Source organism: Martinezella multihospitum, from assembly GCF_900094585.1.
Taxonomy (GTDB): Bacteria; Pseudomonadota; Alphaproteobacteria; order Rhizobiales; family Rhizobiaceae; genus Rhizobium; species Rhizobium multihospitium.
Genome location: NZ_FMAG01000002.1, coordinates 560,218 through 574,966 on the forward strand (window position 1 = coordinate 560,218; position 14,749 = coordinate 574,966).

A 14,749-nucleotide genomic window follows, 5' to 3' on the forward strand; every position below is an offset into this window, starting at 1 on the left:
GATGGCGATCCTGTTAAAGGCCGGCATCAGGCCAGAGCCTGCAGGTAGCGCATGCCGGTGACCGGACGCGGCTTGAAATCCATGTTTTCGTAGAAGCGGTGAGCCTGGAAATTGCCCGTGGCGGCGCCGACCGAAAGGTAGCTGCAGCCGGCCTTGCGGGCGATATCGCGAGCGCGGTCGACGAGATGCTGCCCGACGCCATGGCCGCGATGGCCGTCACGCACGAAGAGATGATGCAAATCCATGCCGCGCTGGCCTTCCTGCGCCTTGTAGAGCGGCACGAGGATAGCGTAGCCGATCAGCCCCTGCTCGCCTTCGGCGACAAGCGCCGTGATCCAGGGCACAGGACCGAAGAGATCACGCTCCAGCTGCTCTGGCGTCGTGCCGGAGGGGTCGCCGTGATGGGCGGCGAGCAGCCGGATCATATCGTTGAGCTCAGGCAGATCGCGCGGCTGCGCGTTGCGGATGGTCAGCACCGGTGGGCGAAGAAGTGAGATGTCGCTATCGTCTAGCATGGCATTTTGCGTCCTTGTTTTTCAAATGAGCCGTCAGGACGCTGCCGATACAACAAAGCCGCCTGACGGCGGCTTGTTGACATTATGATCTGTCTTGGCCGCCCGTTACAGGTACAGCCAAAAATACGAGCAGTTGTGGAGTGCGTGCGTGATCATGGGCGCATCAATGATCCGGTTCAGCGCGTTTGTCAATGGGGGCTTAATGCTCGTGTTCGCATAGTCCGTGATCGGAGAGCGCGCGGATCACATAGCAGTCTTCGATGCTGTGACCATCGCAATGCGAGACGATGCGCTCCAGCTCATGCTCAAGCCGCTTCAGCTGTGCGATCTTGATGCGCACATCCTCGAGATGCTCCTTGGCGATGCGATCGGCGCCGACGCAAGGACGGTCCGGATGCTGGCTGAGCGAGATCAGCTCCTTGATGGCGTCGATCGTCAGGCCGAGATCGCGGCCATGGCGGATGAAGGCGAGGCGCTCCAGATCCGTCTTGGAGTAGCGTCGCTGATTGCCTTCGCTGCGCTCGGGCTCCGAGATCAGCCCCATCTGCTCGTAATAACGGATCGTCGGCACCTTCACGCCGGTGCGCCTGGATAGATCGCCGATCGTCAGCATTGCATGGCCTCCAACACCTCTAGTCTCTAGAGCAATATATGCGACCGTCAGCGCAAAATTGCAAGATCAGGTAAGAGGCATGACCGGCTCCGGATAGTCCTCCGGCTTTCTCATTGCCCAGCCCGGCTCCGCAAGAAGATGCTTCCAATCTACCGTCATAAATAGTATACCCCCCTATACTATAAATCGAGGCCGTAATGTCCCATACCGTTCATCAGCAAGCCAAGCTCCTCTCACGCGTCCGCCGCCTCAAGGGGCAGATGGAAGCAGTGGAGCGGGCGCTCGAGGCCGAGCGCCCCTGCGGGGAAATCTTGCAGTTGCTCGCCTCCATTCGCGGCGCCCTGACGGGGCTGACCGGAGAGGTTCTGGAAGACCATCTGCAGGAGCATGTGCTGCATGCCGAAAGCGACGAGGCCCGCCGACAGGCGATCGATGAGATCGCCGACGTGCTGAAGACCTATTTGCGGTGACCAAAGCATGTCGCGCAAAAGTGTGCGGCGGTTTTGCGATAACGACATGCGAAAAATCGAAGGCATAAAACGCCAGGAGTACATCTGAAAGATCGCGACGCGTTTTATGATTTCAGGCATTCAACGAGAGACTAATGTCATGAGTATTTCCCCCGAAATTGGCCACAGCCACGTCTTTCTGGGCTCCGATCATCAGCGCAACGAACGTCGCATCTGGCTCGTCATCGCCTTGACGGCGGTCATGATGGTGGTCGAGATCGGTGCTGGCACGATCTATGGCTCGATGGCACTGCTTGCCGACGGCTGGCATATGTCGACCCATGTCAGCGCCATGCTGATCTCGGCGCTCGCCTATCTCTATGCGCGCCGGCATGCGCACAATGCGCGCTTCACCTTCGGCACCGGCAAGTTCGGCGATCTCGCAGGCTTTGCCAGCGCCATCGTGCTGGCGCTGATTGCGCTGATCATGGGCTGGGAGAGCATTTTGAGATTGCTCGATCCGGTGGCGATCAATTTCCGCGAGGCCATAGCAATTGCCGTTGTCGGCCTCGTCGTCAATCTCGTCAGCGCCTGGTTGCTGCGCGACGATCACAGCCATCATCACCACGGCCATGCCGGTCACGGGCACAGCCATGGCTACGCCCATGAGCATGACCATGACGACGATCATCACCACCACGACGACCATGGCCAGAAAGGCGGCAGGGACAACAATCTGCGCTCCGTTTATGTCCATGTCATTGCCGATGCGATGACATCGGTTCTCGCCATCGTTGCCCTGCTGCTCGGGAGCCGTTTCGGCTGGACCTTCCTCGATCCCGTCATGGGTATCGTTGGCGGCCTGGTGATCCTGCAATGGGCATGGAGCCTGCTGCGCGCTTCCGGCGCCGTTCTCCTCGATTTCATTCCGCATGGCGAGGATCTGCCGGATGAGATCCGCGAGGCGATCGAGACGGACGAGGACCGCATCACCGATCTGCATGTATGGCAGGTCGGCCCGGGGCATCATGCCGCCATCGTCGCCGTCGCAACGCCCGTTTCACGCGATCCGTCCTTCTACAAGGCGCGGCTTGCCGAGATCCACGAGCTCTCGCACGTGACGGTCGAAGTTACCGTCGACAAGGCGGCATAGAATCCGCTAGCAATCGGTCAGGTCAGAGGCTCGACATATTCCTCGCATAGCCTAAGACCTGCCGATTCTGCTGGAGGCCCCTCGCATGCCCACATTGCTCACCCGCCGCCGCCTGTTGGCGGGCTCGGCGTTGCTTCTTCCCGCGCTGACACTCGGCCCAGATAGGCTTTTCGCGCAGGATAACACACCGCCGCAGACTCCGTCCGCAACGGACAATCCTGCAATGCCCGACGCCGGCGGCCAGAGCCCGCAAGGCGACAGCGGAGCGCAGGACAATTCGCAACTTTCCGATGATGTCGACAAGCAGCTCGTCGATCTGGAAAAAAAGACCGGCGGTCGGCTTGGCGTCTCCGTGCTCGACACCGAAACCAATATCTCCCTCGGTCATCGTGAGGAGGAGCGCTTCCCGCTCTGCAGCACCTACAAGGCGCTCGCCGCCGGCTTCGTGCTGGCGCGTGTCGACCAGGGTACTGAAAAGCTCGACCGTCGTATCACCTACGGCAAGGATAAGGTCGTCACCTATTCGCCGGAAACAGAAAAGCACGCCGACGGCGATGGCATGACCATTGCCGAGCTCTGCGCAGCCGCGATCACGCTGAGCGACAATACGGCCGGCAATCTTCTGCTCGAAAGCTTCGGCGGGCCTGCCGCGTTGACCTCGTGGCTGCGCACGACGGGCGATACCGAAACCCGCCTCGACCGCAACGAGCCCGACGTCAATCAGGCCGTCAAGGACGACCCGCGCGACACCACGACGCCGGATGCGATGCTGGATACGATCGGACTTCTGACGCTCGGCAATACGCTGTCGGAAACATCGAGGGATCAGCTGGTCAACTGGCTGGTCGCCAACACCACGGGCAACAATCGACTGCGGGCTGGCCTGCCGAAAGAGTGGAAGGTCGGCGATAAGACCGGCACGGGCAATAATGGTTCCTATGCCGATATCGCCGTCATCTGGCCGCCGGAACGTGGTCCCGTTCTGGTCACGACCTTCGTTGCCGAGGCAACGGCGGCTGCAAAAGACGTGGAGGCCGTTTTTGCCGAGGTCAGCAAGATCATCGTGGATATGGTCGGGCAATAGCGGAATAGAAGCAGTAAAAACAAGACGATACGATCGTGACCTGAATCAGGATCGTATCGTCTTCATGCAATCTGGTAATTTGCCCGTTGCGCATAACTACGCGGTAGCTTTGCGATAGCGTCGGACCTTAGACCATAGACAATGCCGAGGCTGCGCTGTCCGTTTCCTGATCGTTATCACCATCGGCGTTGCCAGCGCCGAGCTTCTGCTTGATCTCATCGGCAATCTGGTCGTTGATCGCCTTCTGCTGATCGGCCGACAGAGACTTGAAAGAATCTTCCGTCAGGCCATGCGCTTCCAGATATTGCGCCCGGATCTTCTGGGCAGGCGTCATATTTGCCCATTTGGCAAACTCGTCCAGAATATCCTGATCGGACTGCGCGCTTGATGACGTCGTGCTGTTGGAAGCACTCGCGCCAGACTGATCGTCAGCGGAGCCCGATGTCGAAGACGAGGAATCACCGAACTGGCTGAGCCATAGGCCGGATGAAATGGAGGAGGGAACGCCGCTGGACGAGATGGAAGGCCCTTGCGAATCGTCCTGCTGGTCGCTGCTGTCGCCCGGCAACGAGAAGAGCGTGCTGTCGTCGCTGTCGCTGCTCTGCTGGCTGCGGATCGGCGTACTGAAATAGTTTTGGGTGCTGCTGTGCACTTTCATCGTCATATCTCCCGGTGGGTGTTGCGGGGACGATGACTCTGCAAGCCTGTCTGGGGCTTGTCCGCTCAAGCTTCCTCAGGTGCCGCAGAAGGTCTGAAGCACCCGTTCTGCTGGCAATGGCGGTTCCGCATAGGGCGCAAAGGCTGGCTGATCCTCGTATGGGGTCGAGAGCACCTTCAGCAACGCCTCGAACAGTGAGAAATCACCATCCTCGACCGCCGCCTCGATAGCCTGCTCGATTCGATGATTGCGGGGAATGAAGGCCGGATTGATCTTGCGCATCGCCGCCGCCCGTGCTGCCGGCGTCTGCGGATCGCGAGCGAGCCGCTGGCGCCAGCGTTCGAGCCAAGGTGCGGCTGATTGCGGATCGTTGAACGTAGCGGCAAAATCGGTCACGTCTTCATCTGCGGCGAGTGTCGCAAGCCGGCGGAAGGTGAGGGTGAAATCCGCGCCTTGCTGCTGCATCGTCGCCAACAGCGACTGGATCAGATCGAGGTCGCCGTCTTCCTCACTCGTAAGTCCAATCTTGGCACGCATGCCGCCAAGCCAATAGGATTGAAAACGCTCGCCATAGGCCTTGATGACGACATTTGCCATCTCGATCGCCGTATCGACGGAGGGGTCGATCAGTGGAATCAGCGTCTCGCCGAGGCGCGCCAGATTCCATTGGCCGATAGCTGGCTGGTTGGCATAGGCATAGCGGCCGTTGCGGTCGATGGACGAGAAGACGGTCGCCGGATCATAGGCATCCATGAAGGCGCAGGGACCGAAATCGATCGTCTCGCCCGATACGGTCATATTGTCGGTGTTCATCACGCCATGGATGAAGCCGACATGCAGCCAACGGGCGATCAGCGCCGCCTGCCGATCCGCCACGGCTTCCAGCAGCGCGAGATAGGGGTTCTTACGGTCTCGGATCTCGGGGTAGTGCCGGGCTATGACATAATCCGCCAGAGTCCGCACGCTCTCCGTATCGCCCCGCGCCGCAAAGAACTGGAAGGTGCCGACGCGGATATGGCTTGCCGCGACACGCGTAAACACGGCGCCCGGCTGTATTTCCTCGCGATAGACTGGCTCTCCCGTCGTCACGGCCGCAAGCGCCCGCGTCGTCGGGATGCCGAGTGCGTGCATCGCCTCGCTGACGATATATTCGCGCAGAACCGGGCCGAGTGCTGCGCGCCCATCACCGCGGCGGGAGAATGGCGTCGGTCCAGAACCCTTGAGCTGGATGTCTCGGCGCTTGCCGCTGCGATCCTTCACCTCGCCGAGCAAGATCGCGCGTCCGTCGCCAAGCTGCGGCACGAAATTGCCGAACTGGTGCCCGGCATAGGCCATGGCGATCGGCCGCGATCCCGGCAACAGCTCGTTGCCGGAAAAGATCGCCGCTGCATTCTGCCGTAACGCATCCACGTCGAGCCCCAGTTCCCGCGCCAGCGCCTCGTTGAATTTGATGAGTATCGGTGCGGCAACGGACGTCGGCGCCTGATCCGCAAAAAACTGCGGCGGCAGGCGTGCGTAGCTGTTGTCGAAGGCGACCGTCGGCGCCCGAAGCGCGGTATCATCGTGAAGAGGAGAGCTCATGCTCCTAAGGTAGGGCCGGCAGGGAGGCGGCGCAAGGTGCTTGCCCCGGGTGGGAAATCATCCTACTTTATCCTACCGGATATGAGGAATTTGCGATGAACGAGAAACTGAGCATTTCGCTCCCCAGTGAAATGGTGGCTGCGATCAAGGCTCGCGTCGATGCGGGCAGCTATGCCTCCGCGAGCGAAGTGTTGCGCGCCGCCGTGAGGGTTTGGCTGCGGGAAGAAGAGGAATATCAGCAGCGGATCGCAGCGATCAGACAGAAAGTGAAAATATCGCTTGATGATCCTAGGCCGGATCTGAGCATGGAGGATGTTGATAACTGGATCGAGACGCTGGCTGCGGAAAAACAGTAACCGCATGAAACGATACTCTGTCGTATTTCGCGAAACGGCTAAAGGCGATCTTCAGTCGATATTCAGCTACGTGCTGGACCAAAGCAAAAGCAGAGATACAGCGCTCGCCTATATCAGGCGCATCCGGAATAAATGCGCAAAAATCGGCGATGTGCCTCTCGGCGGCGTTGCTCGCCCTGATCTTGGCGCTGGAATAAGGATGGCCGTCTTCGAGCGGAGCGTCGTCATTCTCTATGTTATCGAAGAGGAACGTGTGCGCGTCACCAACATCTTCTTCGGAAGCAGAGATTACGCAGCCCTCGTGACGCGTCCTTAGTCGCTTTCCAGCTCCCGCGCCATCTCCGCAAGCTTGCGCACCGTGTTGAGATTTCTCGATGTTCCCGCTTTCAGCGCTGGCAGTTTGAGCTTCGAGCGCCCCGAGCCATCGGGATAATGCACATAGATCTCCCTACCGGCGATATGCACCTCTTCGCCACTGGGCGCGACGAGCTTCTCCAGCGCATCCTTCGGTGCTGCCTCTTGCAGGAAGGTCACAAGCAGATAGTTCGGCTTGGCGTGCGGAAAGGGCGAATTTTCGGCCACCCTTTCCAGAGCCTGACGGCTGCGCAGGATCACGCCGGGGGATTTGCCCATCTTGGCGGCCAGCGCTTCTTCCAGTCGAGCCTGCACCGTCGCTTCATCCGCTTCGGCGCGGAAGACTACATTGCCGCTCTGGATGTAGGTGCGCACGTCCGTGAAGCCGATTGCCTCGCAGAGTGCCTTGAGATCGGCCATGGGTAGCAGGCCGGTGCCGCCGACATTGACGGCACGCAGCAGGGCGATGAAGACGGTCATGATTTCCTCCCGCCGTTCGGCTTACATCCTGCCGGCAACCTTGACGGCGAAGGAATATTCGAACGCCACTTCCTCAAGACGCTGGAAGCGGCCGGAAGCGCCGCCATGGCCGGCATCCATATTGGTCTTCAGAAGGATGGGCGCTTCACTCGTCGTCTTGTCACGCAGCCTGGCGACCCACTTTGCCGGCTCCCAATAGGTGACGCGCGGGTCGGTGAGGCCGCCGAGCGCAAGGATCGGCGGGTAGGGCTTCTCGCCGACATTGTCGTAGGGGCTATAGGCAGCGATCTGTTCGTACTCTTCCTTGCTCTCGATCGGATTGCCCCATTCCGGCCATTCCGGCGGCGTCAGCGGCAGGGTGTCGTCGAGCATGGTGTTGAGCACGTCGACGAAGGGCACGGCGGCAATGATGCCAGCGAATTTCTCGGGCGCCATGTTGGCGACGGCGCCCATCAGCATGCCGCCGGCTGAGCCGCCCTCGGCGATGATCTTCGCGTAGGAGGTGAACTTCTCTTGATTCAAATAGTCGGCAGCCGAGATGAAGTCCTTGAACGTATTGGTCTTCTTTTCCATCTTGCCGTCTTCGTACCAGGCAAAGCCCTTGTCCTTGCCGCCGCGGATATGGGCGATGGCGTAGACGAAGCCGCGATCGGCAAGCGACAAGCAATTGGTGTTGAAGCCGGCCGGGATGGTGACGCCATAGGCGCCGTAGCCATAGAGCAGGCAGGGTGCGGAGCCGTCGAGAGGCGTGTCCTTGCGATAAAGCAGCGTCACCGGCACTTTCTCGCCGTCCCAGGCCGGCGCGAAGACGCGGCGGGTAATGTAGTCGTCTGGATTGTGGCCAGACGGCACTTCCTGCGTTTTCAATAGGGTGCGCTCGCGCGTCACCATGTTGTAGTCGTAGAGCTGGCTCGGCGTCGTCATCGAGGAGTAGGAGAAGCGGATGACATCCGTGTCGTATTCCGCCGCACCCTGCAGGCCGAGCGCATACGCCTCCTCCTCGAAGGCGATCGCATGCTCCTCGCCACTGCGGCGGTCGCGGATGATGATGCGAGGCAGGCCATCCTTGCGCTCCAGCCAGAGGAGATGGCGGGCATAGGCAAGGTGGCTGAGGATCAGCGTGCCCGGCTTGTGAGGTACGACCTCTCGCCAGTTCTCCTTGCCCGGCTCCTTCACCGGCGCCTCCATGATCTTGAAATCCTTGGCGTCGCCGTCATTGGTGAGGATGTAGAAGACGTCGCCGCCCTCGGTGATCTCATACTCGATCTCCGTTTCGCGCTCGGCCACGATCTTGGGCTCGGCGGTGAGATCCGAGGTCGGGATGATGCGATATTCGCTGGTCTCGTGATCGTGGATATCGATGAAGATATAATCGTCCAGCAGCGAGCCGCCGACGCCCATGAAGAAGCCCGGATCCTCCTCCTCATAGACAAGCCGGTCGTCCGATTGCGGCGTGCCGATGATGTGATGGAAGATCTGCGAGGGGCGATGGTTCTCGTCCTGCAGCGTGTAGAAGAAGCTCTTGCCATCAGGCGCCCAGACGGCATCGCCGCCGGTATTCTCGATCACGTCGGGCAGATCTTCTCCTGTCTCGAAGTTGCGGATCTTAAGCGTGAAATATTCCGAGCCCTTGTCGTCGTAGCCCCAGATGCCATGGCTGTGATCGGAGGAATGGTCGAGACCCGACAGACGGAAATAGGACTTGCCCTCGTTTTCCTTGTCGCCGTTCAAAAGCAGCTTGCGTTCGCCGCCGTTGCGCGGCTCGCGGAAGAAGTGGGGCTGCTCGCCGCCGGTGATGAAGAGCGTGCCGTAGGCGTATGGGCCATCCTTCATCGGTATCGAGCTGTCGTCTTCCTTGATACGACCTTTCATCTCGCCGAAGAGAACCTTCTGCAGCTCTTTCGTGTCCGCCATTGCGGCGTTCATGTAGACGTTCTCGGCTTCCAGATGCGACCGGATTTCCGGCGCCAGGATCGATGGGTCCTTGAACATCGCCTGCCAGTTGTCGGCCCGCAGCCAGGCGTAGTCGTCGGTGCGGGTAATGCCGTGGCGTGTATCCGTGAGCGGCTTTTTCGGGGCGGCGGGCGGGGTAGGGAGATTCTTGAAAACTGACACGAGGAACGCTTTCTCTGGTGTGAAAGTCGGATGTGAAGTGAAGAGAGAAATAGAGGGCAGCGACGTGAGGTTCAAGCGGCAAGTCCGTTCCTCAAGCTTCATGCAAGCAGCCGATATTAGTCTCGCTAGAACAGGCAGCTTGCGGAAGGCCGCATTAGAGGGCTGCCTTGATGAGACCACATTCTTTACCGAAGTCGGCATACAGTGCGTCGACACGAAGGCGGTCAAGGCCTTCCCTGATGGAGCGAACGCACTCAAATCCAAAACAATGCAAGGGACCGGTCTTCATGCTGAAACTCTTCGCCATCCTGATTCCATTGGCTTGCGTCGCCACCTCTGCTTTCGCCGTCGATCCGGCCATGAAGAAGCAGTTGGAGAAACTCGATCCGTCGGAGCGGATGGAGCAGGCGTGTGACGCGGAGGCCATGAAGCGCATCGGCACGGACAAGACGGGTTTCAAACCGGACAAGGTGATTGCCTATACATTCGGCGATCCCGCCATGAACCCGGATTCGATGGATGCGCCCGGCGCGGTCTTCCGCAGCAAGGGCGACTGGTATCATCTCTCCTACACCTGCGTGACCGGGCCGCAGCATATCCACGTGCGGGATCTGAGCTATCAGATCGGCGACAAGGTGCCGCGCGATGCCTGGCAGGAACATTATCTCTACGACTGAGCGATCCGGGTTGTCCGAGTTGCCTATACCGGGGCCTTGGGACCTATCGTCGTTTCAGCGATTCCACACGCGTCAGCTCCGAGAGGATGTGATCCTGCACATCCGAGGGCTGGCGGCAGACAGCATCGGTCAGGTCGCGCAATGTCGCCCTGAGGCTGTGAAGCTGATCCACCAGGTCCATGACCACATCGACGCCTGGCTCATTCACGCCCATCGTGCTGCTGAGATCGAGGATGAGCCGGCCGCGCGCAATGTCGGCGTCACGGAAGTTGCGGCCTTGATCGGTGACTTCGGGCACAACCCAGCCCTGGGATATCCAGACTTCCAGCACTGTGGTTTCGATCCGGAGGTGCAGTCGAAACTCGCTCTCGTTCATCGCTTATCCTCCCATCGTCTTTCTGGGATCCTGTGCCTTGCCCGCCTCCCAATCGGAAACGAAGCGCGTCAGCTCAGGATCCGGCGTATCCGGCAGGACGATCTTCAGCGAGACATAGGCATCGCCATTGTCCTTACCACGCACGGGGGCACCCTTGCCCTTCAGGCGCAGCACCTTACCCGTATTGGAGTTCGGCGGCAGCGTGACGGTGACTGCGCCGGAAGGTGTGGGAACCCGGATCTTGCCGCCGAGCACAGCTTCGGCCAGCGAGATCGGCACTTCCAACCGGATATCGTCGCCATCGCGTGTGTAGAAACGGTGCGGCCGGACATGCACCGCGATCAGCGCGTCTCCGGGTTTCCCGCCGTTGAAGCCGGGATCGCCCTTACCTTTCAGACGCAGCGTCTGCCCGTCGCGCGTTCCTGGTGGAATCTGGACGTCGAGCGCCGGCCCCTCGGGCAGGCTGATCTGCTTCTTCGCGCCATTGATGGCGTCCAGAAAGTCGACCTCCATCGTATAGTGACGGTCTTGACCCTGCATCTGGGATTGGCCTCGGCTGCGACGCGAGAAGAAGCTGGAAAATATATCGTCGGCATCGCCGAAATCGGCAAAGCCGCCCGTATTCTGATAGGGGCCGCGCTGGCCTTCCTGGGCAGCATAATCGCGGTAGTAATTGCGCGGCGCCTGTTCCGCACCGCTGCTGTCGATCTCGCCGCGATCGAACCGTCCGCGCTTCTCCTCGTCGCCGAGAATGCCGTAGGCGGCCGAGACTTCCTTGAACTTGTCCTCGGCCTGCTTGTCACCCGGGTTGAGATCGGGGTGCAGCCTCTTGGCAAGCTTGCGATAGGCGCTTTGAATATCCTTTTGCGGGGCGTCCCGCTTTACGCCCAAAATTTCATAGGGATCGCGACTCATACATGTCTCTCTTTGGGAGCACGGAAAGATACGCAGATAGTGCTAGGATAGGCTCATATCAATCGTATCATAGACGCGGTCAGGTTGAAGCCTGCACTTTGCAGCTTTCATCTCTGCCGCCGTTATGATGTGAAATGGGCGCTGTTGCCGCCGCTTTGCCATATTTCCGGCGTCTTGCCGGATAATGGCGAGCAGTGTGGTTGGGCCAGCGATCGCGTGCCCGCCGAATTTTGTTTGCCTGATCCACCCGGTGGCCGTCCGATGAAACGCCTATTGCTTGCTTCCTCACTCGTTCTTGCCGCGTCAGCTGCCTTTGCCGCGCAGCCGGAGCAGCCGGAGCAGCCGCCTGCCGGCTGGCCGCAACTGCCGCCGAAAGCGCCGGTTTCGAAGATCAAGCTTGTGGAGCCGCATCTGCACGTCGATCGCGCGGGCAAGGGAGCGCCGCGCATCGCGCTTACCTTCGATGCCTGCATGGGCAAGACCGATCCGCGCATTCTGAGCACCCTTGTCGATCAACGCATCCCGGCGACGATCTTCGTCACGGCGCGCTGGCTGCGCACAAACCCGGACGCATTGAAGGTCTTCCTCGACCATCCCGATCTTTTCGAGCTGGAAAATCACGGGCAGAATCATATCCCCGCCGTCGATGCCCCGACCAAGGTTTACGGTATCGCTGCCGCCGGCTCGCCGCAGGCAGTCGCCCAGGAGGTGAAAGGCGGTGCGGACGCCATGATCGCAGCCGGCATTCCGCAGCCGCGCTGGTTCCGCGGTGCAACCGCGAAATACACGCCTGCCGCCATCATGCAGATCCGGGGCATGGGCTATCGGATCGCCGGTTATTCGGTGAATGGCGATAGCGGTTCGCTTCTGCCGGCCAAGATGGTGGAAAAGCAATACGCTTCCGCGAGGGATGGTGATGTCATCATCTCCCACATCAACCAGCCGACGCATGCGGCAGGCGAGGGGGTCGCTGCCAGCATCCTCGCGCTGAAGGCCAAGGGCGTCGATTTCGTTCGTCTGCAGGATATCCCCGAAAAGGGCGACGACGACACGACCAACTGAGCGCTTGGGTGCTAGCCCGGCAGTTGCGGCTGGGCTTTTTCCTCGATGAAGAGCTCGTCGATGATGGCCATGACGATCAGCGACAGCGGCAGCGCCAGCATGGCGCCGACCGCCCCCCACATCCATGTCCAGAAGATGATGGCGAGAAAGACGACGAAGGGATTGAGCTCCCATTGGCGGCCCATGACTGCGGGAAAGACGAGGTTCTCCACCGCCATATGCACTGCGAAGAACGCGACGGCGGGCGCGAGGCCGAAAATGATGTCCGAATGCGTGATGATGCCGGCGATCGCAAGCGCGATCGTCATGGTCGTGACGCCGAGGAACGGGATGAAACTGGATACAAAGGCGAAAACGCCCCACAGCACCGGCACGCTCATTCCGCCGACATAGGCGATCAAGGTCATCGCGAGGCCGATCCCGGCATAGATCAGCGAAGCCGTCGCGAAATAGAAGCCGAGCACCCGCTCCACGGCATTGATGATGCGGATGGCGTTCAGTCGAGATGTCCTCGTGGAAAAGGTCATGATGATCGTCTTGCGCAGGCTTAGCCTGCCGGCAAGGAACAGCAGCAGGGCCGCAAAGAAGATCAGGATTTGCACGATGGCCGGCGTCAGGCTGGTGGACACGACATGCAGCACGTTGCCGCTGTTCTCCAGCAGGGTGCTGATCGACATCGAGCTGCCTTGAAAGGTTTCGGATGAAATGTGCAGCCATTTGAACCGGTCAAGATAGGGCATCAGCCGGTCGGATGTGCGCTGGAAGAAGTCGGGTGCCTGCTGTGCGAGCTTGGCGACCGGTCCGGCGAGCGCATTGATGATGAGGAAGATCACCAGCGCAACGCCGGATGAAAGAATGACGGCATTCAGAACGCGGGGAATGCCAAGCTTGCTGAGCCTTTCGGCTGCCAAGCCGAGGATCATCCCGACGACGACGGCAAGCGTCACCGGAATGAGGATCAGCGACATCGTGTAGACGGCGGTGAAGGCCAGCATCAGGAAGATGCCGATCGTGGCCCAGGAGGCGGCAATGTCGAGCTTGTCGCGGCCCCGCCGGTGGGAGAGACCGAAAATTTCCGTTTCGTCCTCTTGTGCATGGGATGCGTTGCGATCGATTCCCGGACCGGCATCCTGCGTCGCGGTTGCTGCATCCGATCGGCCGGCGGCGATTTTGTCGAATTCCATCCCCAGAAAGTTCCCCGAAGGCAGGATCGCCTCACTACTCCAACGCGAAAAGCCCGCCGCGGTTCCGCAACGGGCCTCCTTCTGAAGCATATTTGAAGCCGGTATCAGGCGATCAGGTTGAGCCCGATACCCCATGGGTCGCGCAGCGATACGCCGCCGTCGCGCTTCTGCGTCTTGATTTCATGCTGTTCCAGGGCGGCGACGGCCTTGTCCAAGGCCGCCTTGTCGTTGAAGCGTAGCGTATAGTCGGAAAGGCCGGTCATATGCTCGCTGCGCACGCCGGCGCCGCGGCTGTTCCAGGTATTGGCGCCGAGATGATGGTGATAGCCGCCGGTCGCAAGAAAAGTCGCGCCGGGATAGCGTGCGGCCATGACCTTCATGCCGAGGACGTCGCGATAGAAGGCGTTGGCTTCGGCGACATCGCCAACCTGTAGATGGATATGGCCGATGGCCGACCCTTCGGCCATGCCGTCCCAGCGATCCTGCGGCGCGCTTTCGTAAAGCTTCTGCAGATCAAGCCGGAGCGTTGCCATCTCGACTGTGCCGTCGTCATGGAACGTCCATTCCTCATGCGGGCGATCGGCGTAGATTTCGATGCCGTTGCCTTCGGGGTCTGACAGGTAAATGGCTTCGCTGACGATATGGTCCGAAGCACCTTCCAGCACCACATTCTCATGGGCGGCATGCCGGAGCCAGCGTGCAAGTTCCTGGCGGCTCGGCAACAGGAAGGCGGTATGGAACAGGCCGGCCGCCGTCTCTGGTGCGCGCACAGCCGCCCGATCGGTCGTCAGCGTCAGAAGGGGAAGACCGGCGACACCGAGGACTTCGCCGCTGGCCGTCTTCTCGATCACCCTGAGGCCGAGCATGTCCTGATAGAAGCGGGATACCAGCCCCACGTCGGTAACGACGAGGTGCGACTGGCCGACATAGGCGGGACGGGTCAGGGCGTAGGAGGGGGCAGTTTCGGTCATGGTGTCAGTTCCAACCTTGGGATGGGGTCTTGAAAAGGCAACCGGCGTCGGCGGCAATGGCCGCCGGTGGCGGACGGGAGGGTTTCGCCGTTTGATATGCCTTTTTGATCCCCTGGTCCGCTGTACTTGCATATTCATATGGCGGATTTCGATTGTTCACAGAAGACCATAAATTGCGGATTGAGCGTTCGCTTTCCATTGACAAG

The 14,749-nt window shown here is 60.3% G+C and carries 17 protein-coding genes; 7 read left to right on the top strand and 10 right to left on the bottom strand.

Annotated elements, in window-relative coordinates:
* Positions 1–26: 26 nt before the first annotated feature.
* Together GA0061103_RS09580 and GA0061103_RS09585 are read right to left on the bottom strand one after the other, a co-directional pair.
* Positions 27–515 carry a GNAT family N-acetyltransferase gene (locus GA0061103_RS09580; protein ID WP_069616046.1) on the bottom strand — a complete coding sequence of 163 codons (489 nt, stop codon included), beginning with the start codon at positions 513–515 and terminating at the stop codon, positions 27–29.
* A 199-nt stretch (positions 516–714) separates the two neighbouring features.
* Positions 715–1,128, bottom strand: coding sequence for a MerR family transcriptional regulator (locus tag GA0061103_RS09585; RefSeq protein ID WP_092710140.1), 414 nt, complete (start codon positions 1,126–1,128; stop codon positions 715–717).
* 197 nt (positions 1,129–1,325) lie between these two features.
* On the opposite strand from GA0061103_RS09585, the gene dmeR reads away from it, so the two are divergent.
* The 3 genes from dmeR to bla all read left to right on the top strand — a co-directional run bounded on the left by dmeR (position 1,326) and on the right by bla (position 3,814).
* Positions 1,326–1,598 carry a Ni(II)/Co(II)-sensing transcriptional repressor DmeR gene (gene dmeR, locus GA0061103_RS09590; RefSeq protein ID WP_092710145.1) on the top strand — a complete coding sequence of 91 codons (273 nt, stop codon included), beginning with the start codon at positions 1,326–1,328 and terminating at the stop codon, positions 1,596–1,598.
* A gap of 139 nt (positions 1,599–1,737) precedes the next feature.
* Entirely contained in the window at positions 1,738–2,730 is a 993-nt protein-coding gene (gene dmeF / locus GA0061103_RS09595) for a CDF family Co(II)/Ni(II) efflux transporter DmeF (RefSeq protein WP_092710149.1), read from the top strand.
* 85 nt (positions 2,731–2,815) lie between these two features.
* Positions 2,816–3,814, top strand: coding sequence for a class A beta-lactamase (bla, locus tag GA0061103_RS09600; protein ID WP_092710152.1), 999 nt, complete (start codon positions 2,816–2,818; stop codon positions 3,812–3,814).
* 127 nt (positions 3,815–3,941) lie between these two features.
* Here the strand turns inward: bla and GA0061103_RS09605 are convergent, their stop codons facing one another.
* A complete protein-coding gene (locus GA0061103_RS09605) occupies positions 3,942–4,472 on the bottom strand; it encodes a hypothetical protein (protein ID WP_092710155.1) in 531 nt (176 codons plus the stop codon).
* A gap of 75 nt (positions 4,473–4,547) precedes the next feature.
* Positions 4,548–6,053 carry a protein adenylyltransferase SelO gene (locus tag GA0061103_RS09610; protein ID WP_092710159.1) on the bottom strand — a complete coding sequence of 502 codons (1,506 nt, stop codon included), beginning with the start codon at positions 6,051–6,053 and terminating at the stop codon, positions 4,548–4,550.
* A gap of 95 nt (positions 6,054–6,148) precedes the next feature.
* Between GA0061103_RS09610 and GA0061103_RS09615 the strand changes: the two genes are divergently transcribed.
* Positions 6,149–6,409 (top strand): type II toxin-antitoxin system ParD family antitoxin, encoded by a 261-nt coding sequence (locus tag GA0061103_RS09615; protein ID WP_092710164.1) that lies wholly within the window; start codon positions 6,149–6,151, stop codon positions 6,407–6,409.
* A gap of 4 nt (positions 6,410–6,413) precedes the next feature.
* Positions 6,414–6,725, top strand: a complete 312-nt coding sequence (locus GA0061103_RS09620) for a type II toxin-antitoxin system RelE/ParE family toxin (RefSeq protein ID WP_092710169.1) — start codon at positions 6,414–6,416, stop codon at positions 6,723–6,725.
* Here GA0061103_RS09620 and GA0061103_RS09625 read toward each other — a convergent pair.
* Together GA0061103_RS09625 and GA0061103_RS09630 are read right to left on the bottom strand one after the other, a co-directional pair.
* Positions 6,722–7,243: a DUF1697 domain-containing protein gene (locus GA0061103_RS09625; protein WP_092710172.1), complete on the bottom strand. Its 522-nt coding sequence runs from the start codon at positions 7,241–7,243 to the stop codon at positions 6,722–6,724. The two genes, GA0061103_RS09620 and GA0061103_RS09625, sit on opposite strands and share 4 nt — an antisense overlap.
* Positions 7,244–7,264: 21 nt before the next feature.
* A complete protein-coding gene (locus GA0061103_RS09630; RefSeq protein WP_092710176.1) occupies positions 7,265–9,358 on the bottom strand; it encodes a S9 family peptidase in 2,094 nt (697 codons plus the stop codon).
* Between the two features lie 287 nt (positions 9,359–9,645).
* On the opposite strand from GA0061103_RS09630, the gene GA0061103_RS09635 reads away from it, so the two are divergent.
* A complete protein-coding gene (locus GA0061103_RS09635) occupies positions 9,646–10,035 on the top strand; it encodes a DUF930 domain-containing protein (RefSeq protein ID WP_092710180.1) in 390 nt (129 codons plus the stop codon).
* 43 nt (positions 10,036–10,078) lie between these two features.
* On the opposite strand, the gene GA0061103_RS09640 is transcribed toward GA0061103_RS09635, so the two are convergent.
* Positions 10,079–10,411, bottom strand: coding sequence for a chaperone modulator CbpM (locus GA0061103_RS09640; protein ID WP_092710185.1), 333 nt, complete (start codon positions 10,409–10,411; stop codon positions 10,079–10,081).
* A gap of 3 nt (positions 10,412–10,414) precedes the next feature.
* Positions 10,415–11,326, bottom strand: coding sequence for a DnaJ C-terminal domain-containing protein (locus GA0061103_RS09645; protein ID WP_092710188.1), 912 nt, complete (start codon positions 11,324–11,326; stop codon positions 10,415–10,417).
* Between the two features lie 261 nt (positions 11,327–11,587).
* On the opposite strand from GA0061103_RS09645, the gene GA0061103_RS09650 reads away from it, so the two are divergent.
* Positions 11,588–12,388 carry a polysaccharide deacetylase family protein gene (locus GA0061103_RS09650; protein ID WP_092711220.1) on the top strand — a complete coding sequence of 267 codons (801 nt, stop codon included), beginning with the start codon at positions 11,588–11,590 and terminating at the stop codon, positions 12,386–12,388.
* 11 nt (positions 12,389–12,399) lie between these two features.
* Here GA0061103_RS09650 and GA0061103_RS09655 read toward each other — a convergent pair whose 3' ends face one another.
* On the bottom strand, positions 12,400–13,572 hold the full coding sequence (locus tag GA0061103_RS09655; protein ID WP_092710190.1) for an AI-2E family transporter: 1,173 nt from the start codon (positions 13,570–13,572) through the stop codon (positions 12,400–12,402).
* Between the two features lie 104 nt (positions 13,573–13,676).
* Positions 13,677–14,543 (bottom strand): VOC family protein, encoded by an 867-nt coding sequence (locus GA0061103_RS09660; protein ID WP_092710191.1) that lies wholly within the window; start codon positions 14,541–14,543, stop codon positions 13,677–13,679.
* Between the last annotated feature and the right edge of the window lie 206 nt (positions 14,544–14,749).